The 17334-nt window shown below is 71.6% G+C and carries 18 protein-coding genes and 1 other RNA gene; 9 read left to right on the forward strand and 10 right to left on the reverse strand.

All coding sequences use genetic code 11. The annotated features are described in order from the left end of the window. The 6 genes from MET9862_RS23745 to MET9862_RS23770 form a co-directional block, all read right to left on the reverse strand. Positions 1 to 313, reverse strand: a 313-nt coding sequence (locus MET9862_RS23745) for an MATE family efflux transporter (protein ID WP_244612873.1), incomplete at its 3' end; no start/stop codon positions are given. After that, positions 306 to 2282, reverse strand: a complete 1977-nt coding sequence (locus tag MET9862_RS23750) for a monovalent cation:proton antiporter-2 (CPA2) family protein (RefSeq protein ID WP_142585315.1) — start codon at positions 2280 to 2282, stop codon at positions 306 to 308. The genes MET9862_RS23745 and MET9862_RS23750, both read right to left, overlap by 8 nt. Before the next feature lie 126 nt (positions 2283 to 2408). Continuing rightward, entirely contained in the window at positions 2409 to 4298 is a 1890-nt protein-coding gene (locus MET9862_RS23755; RefSeq protein WP_244612874.1) for a SpoIIE family protein phosphatase, read from the reverse strand. 210 nt (positions 4299 to 4508) lie between these two features. Beyond that, positions 4509 to 5324 (reverse strand): GGDEF domain-containing protein, encoded by an 816-nt coding sequence (locus MET9862_RS23760; protein WP_142585317.1) that lies wholly within the window; start codon positions 5322 to 5324, stop codon positions 4509 to 4511. Further along, the gene (locus MET9862_RS23765) at positions 5324 to 5713 is read right to left on the reverse strand and encodes a DUF1987 domain-containing protein (protein WP_142585319.1); all 390 of its coding nucleotides are present in this window, start codon (positions 5711 to 5713) and stop codon (positions 5324 to 5326) included. The genes MET9862_RS23760 and MET9862_RS23765 overlap by 1 nt, the downstream gene beginning before the upstream one ends. Positions 5714 to 5723: 10 nt before the next feature. Further along, positions 5724 to 6278, reverse strand: a complete 555-nt coding sequence (locus MET9862_RS23770; protein WP_142585321.1) for a SiaB family protein kinase — start codon at positions 6276 to 6278, stop codon at positions 5724 to 5726. 326 nt (positions 6279 to 6604) lie between these two features. On the opposite strand from MET9862_RS23770, the gene ispH reads away from it, so the two are divergent. From ispH to rnhA, 3 genes are all read left to right on the forward strand, one after another. Beyond that, on the forward strand, positions 6605 to 7615 hold the full coding sequence (gene ispH, locus MET9862_RS23775) for a 4-hydroxy-3-methylbut-2-enyl diphosphate reductase (protein ID WP_142585324.1): 1011 nt from the start codon (positions 6605 to 6607) through the stop codon (positions 7613 to 7615). 116 nt (positions 7616 to 7731) lie between these two features. After that, positions 7732 to 8694: a homoserine kinase gene (locus MET9862_RS23780; RefSeq protein ID WP_142585326.1), complete on the forward strand. Its 963-nt coding sequence runs from the start codon at positions 7732 to 7734 to the stop codon at positions 8692 to 8694. A 1-nt stretch (position 8695) separates the two neighbouring features. Continuing rightward, positions 8696 to 9166: a ribonuclease HI gene (gene rnhA, locus MET9862_RS23785; protein WP_142585328.1), complete on the forward strand. Its 471-nt coding sequence runs from the start codon at positions 8696 to 8698 to the stop codon at positions 9164 to 9166. Positions 9167 to 9285: 119 nt separating this feature from the next. Here the strand turns inward: rnhA and MET9862_RS23790 are convergent, their stop codons facing one another. Both MET9862_RS23790 and MET9862_RS23795 read right to left on the reverse strand, forming a co-directional pair. Beyond that, positions 9286 to 9927: a DedA family protein gene (locus MET9862_RS23790; protein ID WP_142585331.1), complete on the reverse strand. Its 642-nt coding sequence runs from the start codon at positions 9925 to 9927 to the stop codon at positions 9286 to 9288. Between the two features lie 109 nt (positions 9928 to 10036). Next, positions 10037 to 10516, reverse strand: coding sequence for a peroxiredoxin (locus MET9862_RS23795; RefSeq protein WP_142585333.1), 480 nt, complete (start codon positions 10514 to 10516; stop codon positions 10037 to 10039). A gap of 227 nt (positions 10517 to 10743) precedes the next feature. Here MET9862_RS23795 and MET9862_RS23800 point away from each other — a divergent pair, with 227 nt between their 5' ends. Next, complete coding sequence (locus tag MET9862_RS23800) at positions 10744 to 11346, forward strand: YqgE/AlgH family protein (RefSeq protein ID WP_185156981.1); 603 nt, start codon at positions 10744 to 10746, stop codon at positions 11344 to 11346. A 273-nt stretch (positions 11347 to 11619) separates the two neighbouring features. Here MET9862_RS23800 and MET9862_RS23805 read toward each other — a convergent pair whose 3' ends face one another. Both MET9862_RS23805 and ssrA read right to left on the reverse strand, forming a co-directional pair. Beyond that, positions 11620 to 12237 carry an SspB family protein gene (locus MET9862_RS23805; protein WP_142585335.1) on the reverse strand — a complete coding sequence of 206 codons (618 nt, stop codon included), beginning with the start codon at positions 12235 to 12237 and terminating at the stop codon, positions 11620 to 11622. Between the two features lie 90 nt (positions 12238 to 12327). Then, positions 12328 to 12710, reverse strand: a transfer-messenger RNA (tmRNA) gene (gene ssrA, locus MET9862_RS23810). A 111-nt stretch (positions 12711 to 12821) separates the two neighbouring features. On the opposite strand from ssrA, the gene MET9862_RS23815 reads away from it, so the two are divergent. From MET9862_RS23815 to hflC, 5 genes are all read left to right on the forward strand, one after another. After that, positions 12822 to 13556, forward strand: coding sequence for a CPBP family intramembrane glutamic endopeptidase (locus MET9862_RS23815; RefSeq protein ID WP_244612875.1), 735 nt, complete (start codon positions 12822 to 12824; stop codon positions 13554 to 13556). Between the two features lie 83 nt (positions 13557 to 13639). Beyond that, positions 13640 to 14434, forward strand: a complete 795-nt coding sequence (locus MET9862_RS23820) for a thymidylate synthase (RefSeq protein WP_142585337.1) — start codon at positions 13640 to 13642, stop codon at positions 14432 to 14434. Between the two features lie 11 nt (positions 14435 to 14445). After that, entirely contained in the window at positions 14446 to 14943 is a 498-nt protein-coding gene (locus MET9862_RS23825; RefSeq protein WP_142585339.1) for a dihydrofolate reductase, read from the forward strand. Between the two features lie 248 nt (positions 14944 to 15191). Then, positions 15192 to 16364 (forward strand): FtsH protease activity modulator HflK, encoded by a 1173-nt coding sequence (gene hflK, locus MET9862_RS23830; protein WP_142585341.1) that lies wholly within the window; start codon positions 15192 to 15194, stop codon positions 16362 to 16364. Continuing rightward, complete coding sequence (gene hflC / locus MET9862_RS23835) at positions 16361 to 17302, forward strand: protease modulator HflC (protein ID WP_142585343.1); 942 nt, start codon at positions 16361 to 16363, stop codon at positions 17300 to 17302. Before hflK ends, hflC begins: the two co-directional genes overlap by 4 nt. Positions 17303 to 17334: the final 32 nt, after the last annotated feature.

Genomic DNA, 17334 nt, shown 5'->3' on the forward strand with positions numbered 1-17334 from the left:
CCAGCCGCACTTGATGCCGGCGCGCGCCCGCGCGGTCCCCGGCGCCGAGCGCCCGCGAGACCACGGCGCCCGCCGCGATCATCAGCCCGATATTGATGGCGATGGCGAAGAACTGGACGATCGCCGCGAAGCCCACCGCGGCGGTGAGCGCCGGATCGCCGAGCTTCGACACGTAGAGGAGCGAGAGCAGGTCCACGACGAAGACCGCCATCAGGCCGACCGAGCCGGTGGCGCTCATCACCACGACGTGACGCAGGACCGAGCCGCCGACGAAGCGGCCGGCATCCGGGCCCTGGGCCGGGCCTTCAGCCATGCGCGGCGTCCGCCCGCCGCCCGGCGCCCTCCCGCAGCGCCTCCGCCTCCTCGTCCGGCTCCTCGTCCGCCGCCGCCGTCTCGGCAGGGGGACCCGCCAGCAGGCGCTCGGCCGCCTCGCGGCGGTCGTGGCCGATGATGTCGCGGGTCTCGGCACTGAGCGCCCGGGCCGGGCGCTGGGGCGCGGTCAGCGGCTCGGGCTTCAGCTCCGGCTGCACGCTGCGCAGCCAGCCCGCCTCGGGCGCCGCGCCCGCCTGCTGCAGGACGAGCCGGGCGATGTCGCGCTTGCGCACGTCCTCGATCCGGGCGGCGGCGGCCTCAGGCGCGAAGCCCAGCCCCTCCAGGGTGGCGCGGCCGAACTGGAGGGCCGATTCGGAGGTCTCGCGGAGCTGGAAGTCCACGTCCCGGTTCATCAGCTCGACGGCGTGCATGCGGTCGTAGGCGCGCACATAGGTGCGCACGGCCGAGAACTCCTCGTGCACGATGTCGACGATCTTGAGCGCGGCCTCGGCGTCGTCGACGCAGATGCAGACGAGCTCGACCCGGCCGATGCCGGCGGCGCGCAGCACGTCGAGGCGGGTGCCGTCGCCGTAATAGATGCGGAAGCCGAAGCGCGAGGCGGCGCGGATCTGCTCGACATCCTTGTCGATCACCGTGACCGGGATGCCCTCGGCCAGCAGCACCTGGGTCAGGATCTGGCCGAAGCGGCCGAAGCCGATCACCAGGACGCGCGCCTCGGCGCTCTCCACCACGTCGGTCGCGGGCGCCTCGGCCACGCCTTCGCGGGCGCGGCGCGCCTCCAGGAGCTTGTCGAGGCCCTTGGCGGCGACGGGGCCGACCAGCATGGTCAGCGCGGCCAGCGCGATGGCGAAGCGCGTGCTCGTCGCGTCGGTGAGGCCGAGCCCCTCGGCCTGGGGCAGCAGCACGAAGGCGAATTCGCCGGCCGGCGCCAGCACCGCGGCGCCGCGCAGCGCGTCGAGGGTGCCGGAGCCGAACAGGCGGAACAGGGCGGCCACCAGCGCGACCTTCACGAGGATCGCCGCCACGGTCGCCCCGAACAGGGCCGGCCAGACCGCCTTCACGAGGCCGCCGTCGATCGACATGCCGACGCTCATGAAGAACAGGCCGAGCAGCATGCCGCGGAAGGGCTCGATATCGGCCTCGAGCTGGTGGCGGAAATTCGATTCGGCGAGCAGGATGCCGGCGAGGAAGGCGCCCATCGCCATGGACAGGCCGACCTCCTGCATGGTCAGCGCGGTGCCGAGCACCACGAGGAGGGCGGCGGCCGTCATCACCTCGCGGGCGCCGGAGGCCGCGAGCAGGCGGAAGAACGGGTTGAGGCCGTAGCGGCCGACCAGCACCACCGCGACGATGGCGCCGAGCGCCTTGGCGGTGGAGGCGGCGGCCTGGCCGAGCCAGGGCGCGTCGCCCCCGCCGCCGGCCGAGGCCATCAGCGGCATCAGGGCGAGGATGCCGACCACCGAGAGGTCCTGGAACAGCAGCACCGCGAAGGCGCGGCTGCCATAGGGCGTGCCGAGGTCGCCGCGCTCCTCCAGGAGCTGCAGGGCGACCGCGGTGGCCGAGAGCGCCAGCGCGATGCCGATCACGGCGCTCGCCGCAAGCCCGGTCCCGAACAGGATGCCGGCCCCGCCGAGCAGGAGCGAGCAGAGGACGAGCTGCGCGGTGCCGAGCCCGAAGATGTCGCGCCGCATCGAAACGAGCTGCGACAGGTGCAGTTCGAGCCCGACGATGAACAGGAGCAGCACCACGCCGATCTCGGCGACGCTCGCCGCGGTCTCGGGCTCGGCGATCAGCGAGAGGCCGGAGGGACCGATCAGCACGCCCGCCACGAGGTAGCCGAGCACGGCGCTCTGCCCGGCGAGGCGGAACAGGGGCACCCCGATCACCGCGGCGGACAGGAAGGTCAGGACGGGCGGCAGGAAGCTCGCATGTTCGGCAGGCGTGGCCATGGCCGGCGGGAGACCTCGGAGCTGGCTCGGAACGCCTTCCCCCTTAGCCCGCCGCGGCCGTCAGCGCGAGCGCCGGGCGGGTGCCGTTCGGCACGCCGGATGCCCCCTCGGCGCGCCCCCAACCCCTCAGCCCAGCCGGAAGGCGACCAGGGTCATGTCGTCCCGGCGCGGCTGGCCGCCGCGATAGGCGGCCAGCTCCCGCTCCAGCCCGGCGACCTGCGCGGCCAGGGGCTCGTCGGCGCGGGCGGCGAGGCGCTCGGCGACGCCGCGCTGGCCGAGGAGCCGCGGGCGCTGGCCGGGGGCGGGCTCGCCCATCTGGTCGGTGACGCCGTCGGTCATCAGGTAGAAGGTGGTGCCGGGCTCCACCGGCACGAGGCTGTCGGCCTCCGGCGGGGCCTCGCGGCCGGTGCGGGGATAGCCGAGACCGCGCCGGCTGCCGCGGACGCGGGCGACGGCGCCCTCGCGGATCGCGGTGAGCGAGAGGCCGGCCCCCGCGAAGCGCAGGCTGCGATGGGCGGGATCCCAGACGCAGATGCCGCAATCGAGCCCGTCGTCGGATTCCGCGCCGCGCCCGTCCTGGCGGAGCTGCGTGCGCACCATCGCGTCGAGCCCGGCGAGAAGGGCGGCGGGCGAGCGCAGACCCCGCTCGTGCAGCAGCCGGTCGAGGGCGGTGGCGACGATCAGGGTCAGGAAGGCGCCCGGCACGCCGTGGCCGGTGCAGTCGGCCACCACGATGACGGACAGGCCGTCGATCTCCTCCAGCCAGTAATAGTCGCCGCCGACGAGCTGGAGCGGCTCCCAGAGCACGGCGAGGTCGATGCCCGTCGCGCTCAGGGCCTTGGGGTCGGGCAGCACCGAGGCCTGGATGCGGCGGGCGTAGCCGATGCTCTCGATCACCTGGCGGTTGGCCGCCTCCAGCGCGCCATGCGCCTGCTCCAGGGCCTGGAGCAGTTGCTTGGCCTCGTCGCCCGAGCGCAGGCCCTCGACCATGCTGTTGAAGGCCTGCGAGATCGCGTCGATCTCGTTGCTCGGGCGGTAGGCGCCGCCGAGATCGACCGTGGTCCAGTGCTTGTGCTCGACCTGGCGCATGGCGACGAGCAGGCGCTTGACCGGTGCGACCACGTGCCGGCGCAGGTTGAGATGCAGGGTCGCCACGAAGGCGAGCATCAGGACGAGGCTGGTGCCGAGGGCGAGGAGTGCCTGCTTGCCGGCATTGTCGCGCAGCTCCTCGGCGGAGAGCACCAGCGCGAGGGTGCCGGGGCTGCCGTCGGATTCGAGGGCCGCGCTCACCTGCACGAGGTCCCAGGGTTTCCCGCGCGGCGTCTCGCCCGCGGTGCCGACGACCCGGCCCTGGCCGTCCTTCAGCGCCGCGTAGCGGAAGGCCGGGTCGCGCGCGAGCGCCTGGAGCTGCGGCCCGAAGCTGGCCGCCGCCTGCTCCCAGCCCGGCCGGTCGATGGCCGCGGCGGTCAGCCCGGCGAGCAGGTTCGCCCGCTCGGTATAGAGGCGGAACTGGTCGGCGTAGTTCACCCAGGCGATGCCGGCCTGGGTCAGCAGCACGACGGCGGCGATGACCGGGTAGATCCGCAGGAACAGGGTGCGGGTCAGGCTGTCGAGATCGCGACCGCGGGCCGCCCCGCGCAGCGCGCCCGGCTTCATGATCCGGTCCGTCTCCGCGGCCTCGGCGGCCTCGGCGAAGCGGGGTGCGGCCTGCAGGTCCTCCCGGCGCATCGGCCCGGCCCCGCGCAGCGAGCCGCCACGCCGGACCGGGGCGATGTGCAGAGGCGCGCGCGGAGCGGCCGCCGGGATGTCCTCGGAGGTCCCAAGAGAACGTCCTTGGGAACTTCCCTGAGGAGCCTCCCGGGACGCCGCTTGCGAGACGGCGTGCAGGGCGGCATGCGGGGCCGGCTCCGCCACCTCGGTGAAGCCGAGGCCGGCGAGAAGGCTCCCGCCTGCCTCGCCGGTTCCGGCCGCATCCTCCGGCCGATTGGCCCCGGGCATGGTCTCGGCTCCGTGCATCGCCGCGCTCCTGCTTGATTGCGGCTCCCGGGTCTGTCGCTCAGGGCCTGCTGTCAGAGATGCCTCCCGCCGCGACCGCGTCCGCGATGCCCGGTCCGCGATGCCTCGTCCGCGAGACCTGGCCGGCCGACGACCGAGGCTCGCGAACGCGTCTTGCGGACACGCCTCGCGGACGCGGCCAGGGGGATCGAACCGTTTCGGCCGGCCGGCTCAGGCGCCGTCCGTCTCCGGGCACCACACGCGGTTGCGGCCGCCCGCCTTGGCTGCGTAGAGCGCCGCGTCCGCGCGCCGGAGCGCCGCGGCCAGGGTCTCGCCCGCCCGGGAGGCGGCGAGCCCGACGCTGACCGAGATCGAAAGGCTGCCCATCTCGAGGGGGACGGCGGCCTCGGCCGCCGCGCGGCGCAGGGTCTCGGCGACGGCCCGTCCGGCCGCCGCATCGGTCTCCGGCAGGAAGGCGGCGAATTCCTCGCCGCCCATGCGGCCGAAGGCGTCGCAGGGGCGCAGGCTGGTCTGACAGACGGAGGCGAAGATGACGAGGGCGGCGTCCCCCGCCGCGTGGCCGTGGCCGTCGTTGATGTGCTTGAAATGGTCGAGGTCGAGCATCAGCAGGCAGGCCGGCCCGCTGGCCCAGATCCGCTCGCCGATCTCCAGCAGGCGCCGCCGGGTCAGCGCGCCGGTGAGGTGGTCGGTGTCGGCGAGGCGGCGCAGCTCCGCCTCCAGCCGGGTGCGGTGCTCGATCTCGCCGGAGAGCGCCTCGTTGAGGGCCTGCAGCTCGCGCTGCTGCTCGGCCATGCGCTGATTCACCCGCTGCAGCTCGAGCTGCATGCGGTCGCTCATGCGCACCAGCCTGCGCTGCTCGCGCGTGCCGCGGCGATAGGCGCCGGCAAGCTCCTGCACGCCCTCCGCGACCTCCGAGAGACGCGACAGCATCACCTCGGTGCGCCCGATGATCGCCTCCTCGGCGTCGAAGAGGCTGAAATTGTCCTCGACGGCGTGTTTGAGGCCGGTTGCGCTGCGCTGCGGCATCAACTGTGCCCCTCTGCCACCAGCTCGAAGCGGGCATGGTCGAAATCGGCCGCGAAGTCCTCGCCCGCCTCCGCGATGGTCTCGTCGCCCGCCGCGTAGAGCCAGCGGATGGTGACGGGCCGCCCCTCGGCGGCCGCGTCCTCCAGCGGCATGAACAGGTTCATCAGCGCCTTGGCGCTCGACGAGTTGAAATAGGCGAGGGCCACCTCGAAGGTGATCGGCTCCGGCTCGGAGGCGCCGAGATGGCCGCGCAGGGCCTGCAGCAGCGGCCCGAAGAAGGCGGCGGCGTCCTCGGGGTAGGATTCGCCCCGCAGGCACAGGCGCCCGGTGGCGAAATCGAAATCCACCTGCGGGGAGCGCTCGGTGGCGGCAATCTGGATGCGGCTCATCGGGCGGCTCTCAAATATAGGCCTTGAGGCAGAACAGGCTGCGGTCGGCGGCGATCTCCTGGAAATCGTACTCGACCGGCGCGCTGGAGCGCCGCGCGATCTCGATCAGGCCGATGCTGCCGCCGAGGCTGCCCTCGTCCGGCGGCTGGCGCAGCTTCTCCCGGTAGTACCGCTTCAGTTCCTCGCTCGACAGCCCGACGATATGGGCGAGGCGCTCGCGCAGGCGGGGCACCTCGTCCCGGCCGACCTCGTTGCAGCAGACCACGAAGAAGCGGCCCTCCTCGGTTCCGACCACGATCATGCCGCTGCTGATGCGGGCGCTGTCCGGCTTGCCCTCCGGGACGATGCGGTCGGCGGAGTAGCGGATCACGTTCTGGACCTGCTCGACGAAGATCGAGAAGACGCGCTTGGCCACGCCCGCGTCGGTCTCCTCCGTCTGCATGCGCGTCTTCAGAACCTCGCCCAGCGCGTAGAGCACGCTCTCGGAGAGGTCGCCGCCGAAGGAGAGGATCACGCCGTTCCGCCGGGACACCTCGCGGAATGCCATGAAGTCGTGCGCGAGCATGGACGCCTCCCGTGGACCCGGCCCGGGCATGCGCCCCGGACTGCTGCCGAACGGATCCGTCGGTCTTACGTCCGCTCCCTCAACAGAACCTTACCGGAGGCTGGGCCGGCGCGAGAAATCTCGATCCCTGAAGGGGTTACCACATTCGTAAGTCGCCCAAGCCGCAGGCAGGATGCCCAGAATGGAGGCGTTTTCGGCCGTCCGGTCCTGTGGCGCGGACGAGCAAGCCAAACGCGCACAAGTGTGTTATGCGAAGGCACCGCACAGCCGGTTTCGACCCCGCGCCCTGTTGACAGGGCGGGCCTGCCCTCGCCACATCCGCCCCCATGAGCGCCGACATCATGAACCCCGTCGCCTCCGACGACGCCCCTGCGGCGGACCGGAAACCCCCGCTCGAGATCCTGCTCGCAGCGCCCCGCGGCTTCTGCGCCGGCGTGGTGCGCGCCATCGACGTGGTCGAGCGGGCGTTGGCGATCTACGGGCCGCCGGTCTACGTCCGCCACGAGATCGTCCACAACAAGTATGTGGTCGAGAGCCTGAAGCGGAAGGGCGCCGTGTTCGTGCGCGAGCTCGACGAGGTGCCCGACAGCGGCGCGCCCGTCATCTTCTCCGCCCACGGCGTCGCCAAGACGGTGCCGGCCAACGCGGTCGAGCGCGGGCTGACCACCATCGATGCCACCTGCCCGCTGGTGACCAAGGTCCACCGCGAGGCCGAGATCCATCACAAGCGCGGGCGCCACGTCCTGCTCGTGGGCCATTCCGGCCATCCCGAGGTGGTCGGCACGATGGGCCAGCTGCCCAAGGGCTCGATCACCCTCGTCGAGGATCTCGACCAGATCGCCGCCCTGGAGCCGGAGAACCCGAACAACCTCGCCTGGGTGACGCAGACCACCCTGTCGGTGGACGATACCCGCCACATCGTGGACGCCCTCAAGCAGAAGTTCCCGAACATCACCGGGCCGCACAAGGACGACATCTGCTACGCCACCACCAACCGCCAGGAGGCGGTGAAGCAGATCGCGCCGCTGGTCGACGCGCTGATCGTGGTGGGCTCCTCGAACTCCTCGAACTCGCAGCGCCTGCGCGAGGTCGCCGAGCGCGTCGGTTGCCCGATCACCCGCCTGGTGCTGCGCGCCGAGGAGATCGACTGGCCGGCCTTCGCGGGCGTGCGCAAGCTCGGCCTCACCGCCGGCGCCTCCGCGCCCGAGGTGCTGGTCGAGGAGATCATCGACGCCTTCGCGGCCCGCTACGACGTCACGGTCGACACCGTCTCGACGGTGGTCGAGGACATGGTCTTCCCGCTGCCGCGGGAGCTGCGCAACGAGGCCGCCGAGTAGGGTCGGTCCCGGCCCGAAGGCTTCCGGCCGGGCCTGGAAATCGCTAGACCGTGTTTCCCGAAGGGGCGCCCGACCGGCGCCCCTTGACGCATCAGCTTCAGATCCGAGCGCGACACGTGGCCGTCTATACCGAGGTTCCCGATTCGGCCCTGAGCGCCTTCCTCGACGCCTACGATCTCGGCACGCTGCTCTCCTACAAGGGCATCGCCGAGGGGGTCGAGAACACCAACTTCTTCCTGCACACCACGGCGGGCAACTTCATCCTCACCCTCTACGAGAAGCGGGTGAACGAGGCGGACCTGCCCTTCTTCCTCAACCTGATGGAGCATCTGGCCCGGCGCGGCCTCGCCTGCCCGCAGCCGGTGCGGAACCGACAAGGCGAGGCCCTCGGGCGCCTGTGCGGCCGGCCGGCGGTGATCGTGAGCTTCCTCGACGGCGTCTCGGTGAAGGTGCCGGGCGTCGACCAGTGCCGGGCCCTCGGACAGGCGCTCGCGGCCCTGCACGCGGCGGGCCGCGACTTCGGCATGACCCGCGCGAACAGCCTCTCGGTCTCCGCCTGGCGCCCGCTCTTCGCGCAGGCCGAGCATCAGGCCGATTCGGTCTCGCCGGGCCTCGCCGCGCGCACCCGCGCCGACCTCGACCTGCTCGAATCCGCCTGGCCGACCGGGCTCCCGGGCGGCGTGATCCACGCCGACCTGTTCACCGACAACGTGTTCTTCATCGGGGAGGACTTGTCGGGGCTGATCGACTTCTACTTCGCCTGCACCGACGCCTTCGCCTACGACCTCGCGATCTGCCTCAACGCCTGGTGCTTCTCGCCGGACGGCAGCTTCCACCGCGACCGGGCGGCGGCCCTGATCGCGGGCTACGAGGCGGTGCGCCCGCTGGAGGCCGCCGAGGTGGAGGCCCTGCCGATCCTCGCCCGCGGGGCGGCGCTCCGCTTCATGCTCACCCGCCTCGTCGATTGGCTCAACGTGCCGCCCGGCGCCCTGGTGCAGCCGAAGGACCCGCGCGAGTACGACCGCCGCCTCACCTTCCACCGGCAGGCGCGCGACGCCCGCGATTACGGACGCGCCTGAGATGGGGACCACCGAGGAGAGCGCGGCGCCCGCGAGCGTCCGCATCTACACGGACGGCGCCTGCTCGGGGAATCCGGGCCCGGGCGGCTGGGGCGCGATCCTGCTCTACGGGGATACGGAGCGGGAGCTCTCCGGCGGTGAGGCCTTCACCACCAACAACCGGATGGAGCTGCTCGCGGCGATCGAGGCGCTGGAGGCCCTCAAGCGGCCCTGCCGCGTCGATCTGTTCACGGATTCCCAGTACCTGCGCCAGGGCGTCACCGCCTGGATCCATAACTGGAAGGCGCGCGGCTGGCTCACCGCCGACAGGAAGCCGGTGAAGAACGAGGATCTGTGGCGGCGCATCGACGCCGCGCGCCAGCGCCACGCCGTCACTTGGCACTGGGTGAAGGGCCATGCCAGCGACCCGCTCAACAACCGCGTCGACGCCCTCGCGGTCGCTGCGATGGCCCCCTTCAAGAAGCGTCGCTAAGCCCGGGGATCCCAAAGGGACGAGTCCCTTTGGCGGCGTGCCGGGGCGGAGCCCTGGCTTGAAGTCCCAGGGCTCCGCCCTGGACCCGCGAGAGGGATGATCCCTCTCGACACCCGGATTCAGCCCAAGGGGCCGGGGATCGCGGCCTCGGCCTGGGCGAGGAGCCGCGCCTCGTGGCGGCGCACGAACAGCCAGAGGGCGAGGCCGCCGAAGATCACCACCGCGAGCAGGGCGAGGCCGATCGGCCCGGCGATCCGCTCGATCGAGCGGCCGCAATAATACGAGCCCAGCCCCATGCTCGCGGCCCAGACGAGGCCGCCGAGGCCGTTGAACAGCATGAAGCGGCGCGCATCGAGCCGGTTCACGCCGGCCAGCAGCGCCGCGTAGGCGCGCAGCATCGCGGTGAAGCGGCCGAAGAAGACGATCTTGCCGCCGTGCTCGCGGAACAGGTACTGGCCGAGCTTCAGCCGGCCGTGGTCGAGGGCGATCAGGTGGCCGTGGCGCAGGAGCAGCGGCATGCCCCAGCGCCGCCCGGCCCAGTAGCCGAGATTGTCGCCGAGGATCGCGGCCGAGGCCGCCGCGGCGATGATCAGCCCGATATTCAGCGCGCCCGTGCTGCCGGCATAGACGGCCGAGGAGATCAGCGCCGTCTCGCCGGGCATCGGCACGCCGGCACTCTCGAGCGTGATGATCAGGAAGATCGCGAGGTAGCCGTAATGCGCGATCAGGTCGGCGATCGGCAGGTCGTGGAGAAAGGACACGCGGTCGATCCTGAGCCGTGAAGGGTCGACCGCACGTCGCACCGAGAACGTGGCCGGACGAGGGCGCCCGGCCCCGGGCCCGCGGTTGCGGGCCCGCTCCAGGCCGCGGTCAGATCACCTTGAGAAGCGCCTCGGCGCCCGAGAGTTCGGCCTTCGAGGGCGATTCCTCGACGTTGAGCACCCGCACCACGCCGTCCTCGACGAGCATGGCGTAGCGCTTCGAGCGGATGCCGAGGCCGAAGCCGGTCCCGTCCATGTCGAGGCCGGTCGCCTTGGCGAAATCGGCATTGCCGTCGGCCAGGAACTCGATGCCCTCGGCCCCGCTCGCCTTGGCCCAGGCGTCGAGCACGAAGACGTCGTTGACCGCGGTGACGGCGATCGCGTCGATGCCGCGGGCCAGGATCTGCTCGCGGTTGGCGACGAAGCCCGGCAGGTGGTTGCGGTGGCAGCTCGGGGTGAAGGCGCCGGGCACGCCGACCAGCACCACGCGCCGGCCCTTGAACACGTCGTCCGTGGTCCTGGCCTGGGGGCCGTCCGGGCCGTTCACGCGGAACGTCGCCTGGGGCAGGTGGTCGCCGACCTGAATCATCGCCGTCTCCGTCGTCACGCGACGCCGTTCGCGGCGGCGCCGGCCTGGAAGTCCTCATGGGAACCGCCACGCTTGGGCGGCCCGCCGTTCAAGTAGGGCCTGCCGCCGGGGCTGTCGAGCGGGGCGGGCGGGGGCCCCTGTCACCCGCCTGCCGTCCGTCGCCGCCCGCGCGCCACCCGCGCGCTTTGTCCGCTGGACAAAGGCCGGACGCGGCGTAGCATGGCGCCATGCAGATGCCTCCGTCCGGCAACCCCTCCTATCTCGACGGCCAGTTCCTCGTGGCGATGCCGGGGATGGCGGACGAGCGTTTTGCCCGCTCCGTGATCTATGTCTGCGCCCATTCCGCGGACGGGGCGATGGGCATCATCGTCAACAAGCCGGTCACCGACCTCTCGATGCCCGACCTGCTGCTGCAGCTCGACGTGGCGCAGGAGGCCGATGCCATCCGCCTGCGCGAGCGCGTGGGGCACATGCCGGTGCTGATGGGAGGGCCCGTGGAGGGGCGCCGCGGCTTCGTGCTGCACACCGACGACTTCCACATCGACCAGTCGACGCTGATCATCGACGACGGCATCTGCCTCACCGCCACGGTCGAGATCCTGCGCGCCATCGCGAGCGGGGAGGGGCCGGCGAGCGCGGTGCTGGCGCTGGGCTATGCCGGCTGGCAGGCGGGCCAGCTCGAGAGCGAGATCATGGCCAATGGCTGGCTGAACTGCCCGGCCGATCCGGCGCTGATCTTCCACACCGATCTCGACGCCAAGTACGAGCGCGCCCTGCGGGGCATCGGCATCGATCCCGCCATGCTCTCGGGCAGCGTCGGCCGGGCCTGACGGGCTCACCGGCTTCGAGAGGGCCATCTCTCTCGATTGCAGGGCATCGCCCGACCGGCACTGGGTTCGGGCGTCGCGACGACATTCGGCTTCTCGGACGCAGCACGACGCGCGCCCTCTCCCGAACGGAAGAGGAGACCCGTGCCCGTGTTCGGGAAGCGAGAGGGTGCACCGAGCGCTCGTGTGGCAGGGCCCGGAATCCGTCAGGGCTTACCCCTGAACGGCCAGCCGGCTCGCCTTTCGAGAGCCGGAACGTCCCGGCGGAGCCCGGTCTCAGCTCTTCTTGCGGAACGCGTCGAGGCTGACCACCTCGGCGCCGGTCTCCTCGCCGTCACCCTCCTTGCGGGGCGGGCGGGCGGGCTTGTCCTCGGCCTTCGCGCCCTGCGCGGCCGGGGCGGGCAGCACCTTCGGGGTGCCGCCGGGCGAGAGGGCGGCGAGGCCGGTGCTCTTGGGCTTGATCTCGCTCGGCTCGGAGGCGGCGCCGCGCGGGCCGGCCTTCAGGCCAGGCTGGTCCTCGCCGGCGGCCTCGGCCCCTTCGCTGAGGTCGAACTTCAGGCCGAACTGCACAGAGGGGTCGAAGAAGCCGGTGAGGGCGTCGAAGGGCACGAGCAGCCGCTCGGGCACGCCGGAGAAGGACAGGCCGACCTCGAAGGCGTGCTCGGTGACGCCCAGATCCCAGAACTGGTGCTGGAGGACGATGGTCATGTCCTGCGGGTACTTCTCGCGAAGCGCCTGCGACATGCGCACGCCCGGGGCCTCGGTGCGGAACGAGACGTAGAAATGGTGCTCGCCCACCAGCCCGTCCCGGGCCGCGTCGGTCAGCACCTTGCGCACGACGCCTCGGAGCGCTTCCTGCACGAGGAGGTCGTAGCGGATCAGGTCGTCTGCCATCTGCGGTCGTTCTGTCCGGTCTGTCCGACGTCGCCTGCCCGATAGACCTGACCGCGGAAACGTCACGGACGGGGCCTCAGGGGAAATTCGAGTGGAGGCTTCTGTTGCCAGGTGCCTCCGAACCCCGCCTATGCGGTGCTACCCGCTAGGACTTTAGGTCGGTATTGGGGACCGCTTACGCGGCCACCGCCACCGGAGCAAAGTTGTCGTTGGCAACTATTGCAATGGCCCGATAACGGCGGAACCATGCCGAGCGAAAGCTCAACCTTTACGCCCTCGTCGATCCTATTTCGCCCCCGCCGAAGCCCAGGCTTCGAGCCACGTGCCTTGCGGCAGCATGTCCTGGGCTCGGGTGGAGGCGCCGGGTACCGCCCCCGGGTCCGATAGGTTTATTTCGAAGAACGTTTATCGCCATAGCCGGCCTTGCGACCGGCAAGGGGAATATAGTGGGGATCGCCCCGGTTTTGAAGCCCGATCCTGAGGCTCCTGCGCCGGAGCCGGAGGCTGTTGCCGGAAGCGCGCAGCCCGCCCGCCGGGCTGGGCTTCGGACCGGGCTCCGAGCCGGGCTTCGCCGGGCGGGTGCGGTGGCGCTCCACCTCCTCGGTCTCGCCGCCCTCGTCCTCCTCTATCTCGGCGCGGCGAGCCTGATGGCGCTGGCGGCGGTGCGGGTCGGGGCCGACCTGCTCGCCGGGATCGACCCCTTCCTGCCGCCGTCGCGCCGGCCCTTCGTCGGCGCGATGGCGCTGGCCCGGCGGGAACTCGCCGTCGACATCCTGCGCCAGGTCTTCCTCGCGGCCCTCCTGCTCGCCACCGCGGCGTGGCGGGACGGGCGCTCCTGGCGGAACCGCCTCGCCCTCGACCGTGCCGAGCCCAACGGCATGCGGGCCCGCAACCTGCTCCTCGTCCTCCTGCTCTGGCCGGTCCTGCACATCGCCTGGGTGAGCCTCACCGCCGACCTGTTCGGCACGAGCTTCGGCCAGGGCACGCGGCTCTCGCCGCTCCTCACCCCCGGCGCGGTCGCGGCCTGGCTCGCCTATGTGGTGGTGCTGGCGCCCGCCGCCGAGGAGCTGCTGATGCGCGGCGAGGTGTTTTGCCGCGCCCGCGCCGTGCTCGGGCCGCTCGCCACGATCCTGGTCACGGCGCTCCTGTTCTGCGCCGCCCACGTCACGGGCTGGGGCCTCGCCCGGCCGGTCTCGCTGCTGCCCCTGGCGCTCACCCTCGGGGCCCTGCGCTGGCGCACCGGCCGGCTCTGGCCCTGCATCGCCCTGCACGGCTGGAGCAACCTCGCGCTGATCGCCTACGTGCTCTGGCCGGGCTGAGGCCCTCATCCAGACCTGTCCACATCCCGGCCCCGTGCGTTCGGGATGCGGCCCGCCTATGATCCCGCCGCGAGAGAGGGACCATGCACGCCTATCACGACCTGCTGCGCCGCATCCTCGACGAGGGCACGCCGAAGGAGGACCGCACCGGCACCGGCACCCTCTCGGTGTTCGGCCATCAGATGCGGTTCGACCTGGCGCAGGGCTTCCCCCTCGTCACCACCAAGCGCCTGCACCTGCGCTCGATCATCCACGAGCTGCTCTGGTTCCTGGCGGGCGACACCAACGTGCGGGCGCTGCGCGAGAACGGCGTCACCATCTGGGACGAGTGGGCCGACGCGAACGGCGATCTCGGGCCCGTCTACGGCAAGCAGTGGCGCTCCTGGGAGAAGCCCTCCGGCGGCACGGTCGACCAGATCGCCTGGGTGGTGGACGAGATCCGCCGCAACCCGGATTCGCGCCGCCTCATCGTCTCGGCCTGGAACCCGGCCGACCTCGACCGGATGGCGCTCGCGCCCTGCCACTGCCTGTTCCAGTTCTACGTGGCGGAGGGGCGGCTCTCCTGCCAGCTCTACCAGCGCTCGGCCGATGCCTTCCTCGGCGTGCCGTTCAACATCGCGAGCTACGCCCTCCTGACCCACATGATCGCCCAGGCCACCGACCTCGCGCCGGGCGACTTCGTGCACAGCTTCGGCGATGCCCATCTCTACCGGAACCATCTCGACCAAGCGCGCCTGCAGCTCGCCCGCGAGCCGCGCCCGCTGCCGCGCCTCCGCCTGAACCCGGCCGTGCGCGACCTCTTCGCCTTCCGCTTCGAGGACATCGCGATCGAGGGCTACGACCCGCATCCGGCGATCTCCGCCCCGGTCGCCGTCTGAACGGGATCCGCATGACAGAGCCCCGCATCACCCTCGTCGTCGCGGTCGCGCAGAACGGAGTCATCGGCCGCGACAACGGCCTCGCCTGGCACCTGCGCTCCGACCTGAAGCGCTTCAAGGCCCTCACCATGGGCAAGCCCATGCTGATGGGCCGCAAGACCTACCAGTCGATCGGCCGGCCGCTGCCGGGCCGGCGCACCCTGGTGCTGACCCGCGATCCCGCCTTCGCCGCCGAGGGCGTCGAGGTGGTGCACGACTGGCCGGGAGCGCTCGCGGCCGCACGTGGGGCGGAAGAGCTGATGGTGGTGGGCGGCGCCGAGATCTATCGCCTCGCCCTGCCGCAGGCCGACGTGATCCACCTCACCGAGGTTGCGGGCGTCTATGAGGGCGACACCCGCTTCCCCGCCTTCGACCGCGCCGCCTTCCGCGAGACCGCGCGCGAGGCGCATGCGGCGGGGGAGCACGACGAAAGCGCCTTCGCCTTCGTCACCCTGGAACGGATCCGCTGACGGTCGCGGTCGCGGCGGAGCGGGCATGGCGTCGCGGTTGCCAAGGTTGCGGTTGCCAAGCGGGCCCGCGATGCCCACCTCCGAGCCTTGACAGCAAGGGCGCTGGCCCCGCAGGTGCTGAGGGAACCCCGGACGCGGCAATCCGGGGCGGCTCCCGATCAGAGCGGGCCAGGGGATGAAAGCGGGCGCGGCGACCGTCCGTGCATGAGGTGCGGACTGACTCGCCGCGGGAGGAGAATTCGGCTGGCATGCCTTGGAGCAATCAGAGCGGCGGCGGTGGTGGCGGCGGCCCGTGGGGCAACCGCGGCGGCAATGGCGGAGGACCCTGGGGCAATGGCGGGGGCGGCAAGACGCCGCCGAACCTTGAGGATCTGCTCCGGCGCGGCCAGGATCGCCTGCGCGGCGTGATTCCGGGCGGCGGTGGCGGCGGCTCCCTCGGCGGCGGCCGCAGCGCCCTCGTCGTCGGCGCGATCGCCGTCTCGGTCTGGCTGTTCACCGGCTTCTATACGGTGGCCCCGAACCAGGTCGGCATCGAGACGATCTTCGGGCGCTATGTCGGCTCCAAGGGCGAGGGCCTGCGCTACAACTTCCCCTATCCGGTCGGCGGCGTGGTCAAGCCGAATGTCGGCCAGGTCAACTCGATCCAGATCGGCTACCGCAGCGGCGCCGGCGCCCAGGCGCGCCTGCGCGACGTGCCCGATGAGAGCCTGATGCTCACGGGCGACGAGAACATCGTCGATCTCGACTTCGAGGTGCAGTGGCGCGTCAACCCGCTCAAGGCGGCCGACTTCGTGTTCAACCTCCAGAACCCGGAGGGCACGATCAAGGCCATCGCCGAGAGCGCGATGCGCGAGGTGATCGGCCGGCGCAACATCCAGGCGATCCTGACCAACGAGCAGTCGAGCGTGGCGCAGGAGGTCAAGGAGATCGTCCAGAGCGCGCTCGACGAGTACGGCGCCGGCGTGCGCATCGAGGTGGTGCAGCTCGTCTCGGTCAACCCGCCGCCGGAGGTCCGGCCCGCCTTCATCGACGTGAACGCGGCCCAGCAGGACGCCGACACCGCCCAGAACGAGGCCAAGACCTACGCGAGCCGCGAGGTGCCCCAGTCCCGCGGCCGGGCGGCGCAGATCGTCCAGGCGGCCGAGGCCTACAAGGCCAAGGCCACCGCCGACGCCACCGGCCAGGCGGCCCGGTTCAGCGAGGTCTACGAATCCTACAAGGTCGCGCCCGCGGTCAGCCGCGAGCGGCTCTTCCTGGAGACCATGGAGAAGGTGCTGGGCTCCGTGAACAAGGTGATCATCGACCAGAGCGGGCAGGGCGCGGCCTCCGGCGGCGCCGCGGCCGGGGTGCTCCCGGTGCTGCCGCTCGCCGAGTTCTCCCCGCGTCCCCAGACCTCCGACCGGACGGGAGCCGCCCGATGAACGCCCAGGCCCTCCGCACCGGCCTGATGGTGCTCCTGGCGGCCCTCGTGGTCGCCCTCTACGCCTCCGTCTTCACGGTCGGGCAGATGCAGCAGGCCCTGGTGCTGCAGCTCGGGCGCGTGCGCGCCGTGCTGAACCAGACCGGCGAGGACCGGCCCGGCCTCTACTTCAAGGTGCCGTTCTTCGAGAACGTGGTGCTGTTCGACAAGCGGGTGCTCGATCTCGACCTGCCGGTCCAGACCCTGCTCACCGCCGACCGCCAGAACCTCGAGGTCGATGCCTTCGCCCGCTACCGGATCACCGATCCGCTGCGCTTCTACCAGTCGGTGAACAATGTCGGGCTGGCCAACCAGCGCCTGCAGAGCTTCATCAACTCGTCCCTGCGCAACGTGCTCGCCCGCTCCGACCGCGACGCGATCATCAAGACCGACCGCAACCGGATCATGGACGAGATCCAGAAGGACGTGAACCGGCAGGCCAACGCGCTCGGCATCGAGATCGTCGACGTGCGCATGACCCGGGTCGACCTGCCGGCGCAGAACTCCTCGGCGGTGTACAAGCGCATGAAGACCGAGCGCGAGCGCGAGGCGGCCGACATCCGGGCGAACGGCGAGCAGATCGCCGTCACCATCCGGGCCAAGGCCGACCGCGAGGTCACGGTGATCCTCGCCGACGCCCAGCAGACGGCCGAGAAGCTGCGCGGCCAGGGCGACGCCGACAAGAACCGGATCCTGGCCGAGGCCTTCGGCAAGGACGCGGACTTCTTCGCCTTCTACCGCTCGATGCAGGCCTACGAGACCGGGCTGAAGAGCAACGACACCCGCCTCGTCATCAGCCCGAGCTCGGACTTCTTCCGCTACTTCAACGATCCGCAGGGCCGGCCGGCCACCGCGCGCCCGGCGCCGGACGCCACCGGCTCGACGGCGCCGGCGCGCTGAGGCCGGCGAGGCGGAACGGGGCGGCGCCGGCA

Source organism: Methylobacterium symbioticum (genome assembly GCF_902141845.1).
Classification (GTDB): domain Bacteria; phylum Pseudomonadota; class Alphaproteobacteria; order Rhizobiales; family Beijerinckiaceae; genus Methylobacterium; species Methylobacterium symbioticum.

What these genes read in the sequence shown, in the direction of transcription:
- MET9862_RS23750 (WP_142585315.1), bottom strand. Translation starts at nt 2,282, where the DNA reads ATGGCCACGCCTGCCGAACATGCGAGCTTCCTGCCGCCCGTCCTGACC.
- MET9862_RS23755 (WP_244612874.1), bottom strand. Translation starts at nt 4,298, where the DNA reads ATGCACGGAGCCGAGACCATGCCCGGGGCCAATCGGCCGGAGGATGCG.
- MET9862_RS23760 (WP_142585317.1), bottom strand. Translation starts at nt 5,324, where the DNA reads ATGCCGCAGCGCAGCGCAACCGGCCTCAAACACGCCGTCGAGGACAAT.
- MET9862_RS23765 (WP_142585319.1), bottom strand. Translation starts at nt 5,713, where the DNA reads ATGAGCCGCATCCAGATTGCCGCCACCGAGCGCTCCCCGCAGGTGGAT.
- MET9862_RS23770 (WP_142585321.1), bottom strand. Translation starts at nt 6,278, where the DNA reads ATGCTCGCGCACGACTTCATGGCATTCCGCGAGGTGTCCCGGCGGAAC.
- ispH (WP_142585324.1), top strand. Translation starts at nt 6,605, where the DNA reads ATGAGCGCCGACATCATGAACCCCGTCGCCTCCGACGACGCCCCTGCG.
- rnhA (WP_142585328.1), top strand. Translation starts at nt 8,696, where the DNA reads ATGGGGACCACCGAGGAGAGCGCGGCGCCCGCGAGCGTCCGCATCTAC.
- MET9862_RS23795 (WP_142585333.1), bottom strand. Translation starts at nt 10,516, where the DNA reads ATGATTCAGGTCGGCGACCACCTGCCCCAGGCGACGTTCCGCGTGAAC.
- MET9862_RS23800 (WP_185156981.1), top strand. Translation starts at nt 10,744, where the DNA reads ATGCAGATGCCTCCGTCCGGCAACCCCTCCTATCTCGACGGCCAGTTC.
- MET9862_RS23805 (WP_142585335.1), bottom strand. Translation starts at nt 12,237, where the DNA reads ATGGCAGACGACCTGATCCGCTACGACCTCCTCGTGCAGGAAGCGCTC.
- MET9862_RS23820 (WP_142585337.1), top strand. Translation starts at nt 13,640, where the DNA reads ATGCACGCCTATCACGACCTGCTGCGCCGCATCCTCGACGAGGGCACG.
- MET9862_RS23825 (WP_142585339.1), top strand. Translation starts at nt 14,446, where the DNA reads ATGACAGAGCCCCGCATCACCCTCGTCGTCGCGGTCGCGCAGAACGGA.
- hflK (WP_142585341.1), top strand. Translation starts at nt 15,192, where the DNA reads ATGCCTTGGAGCAATCAGAGCGGCGGCGGTGGTGGCGGCGGCCCGTGG.
- hflC (WP_142585343.1), top strand. Translation starts at nt 16,361, where the DNA reads ATGAACGCCCAGGCCCTCCGCACCGGCCTGATGGTGCTCCTGGCGGCC.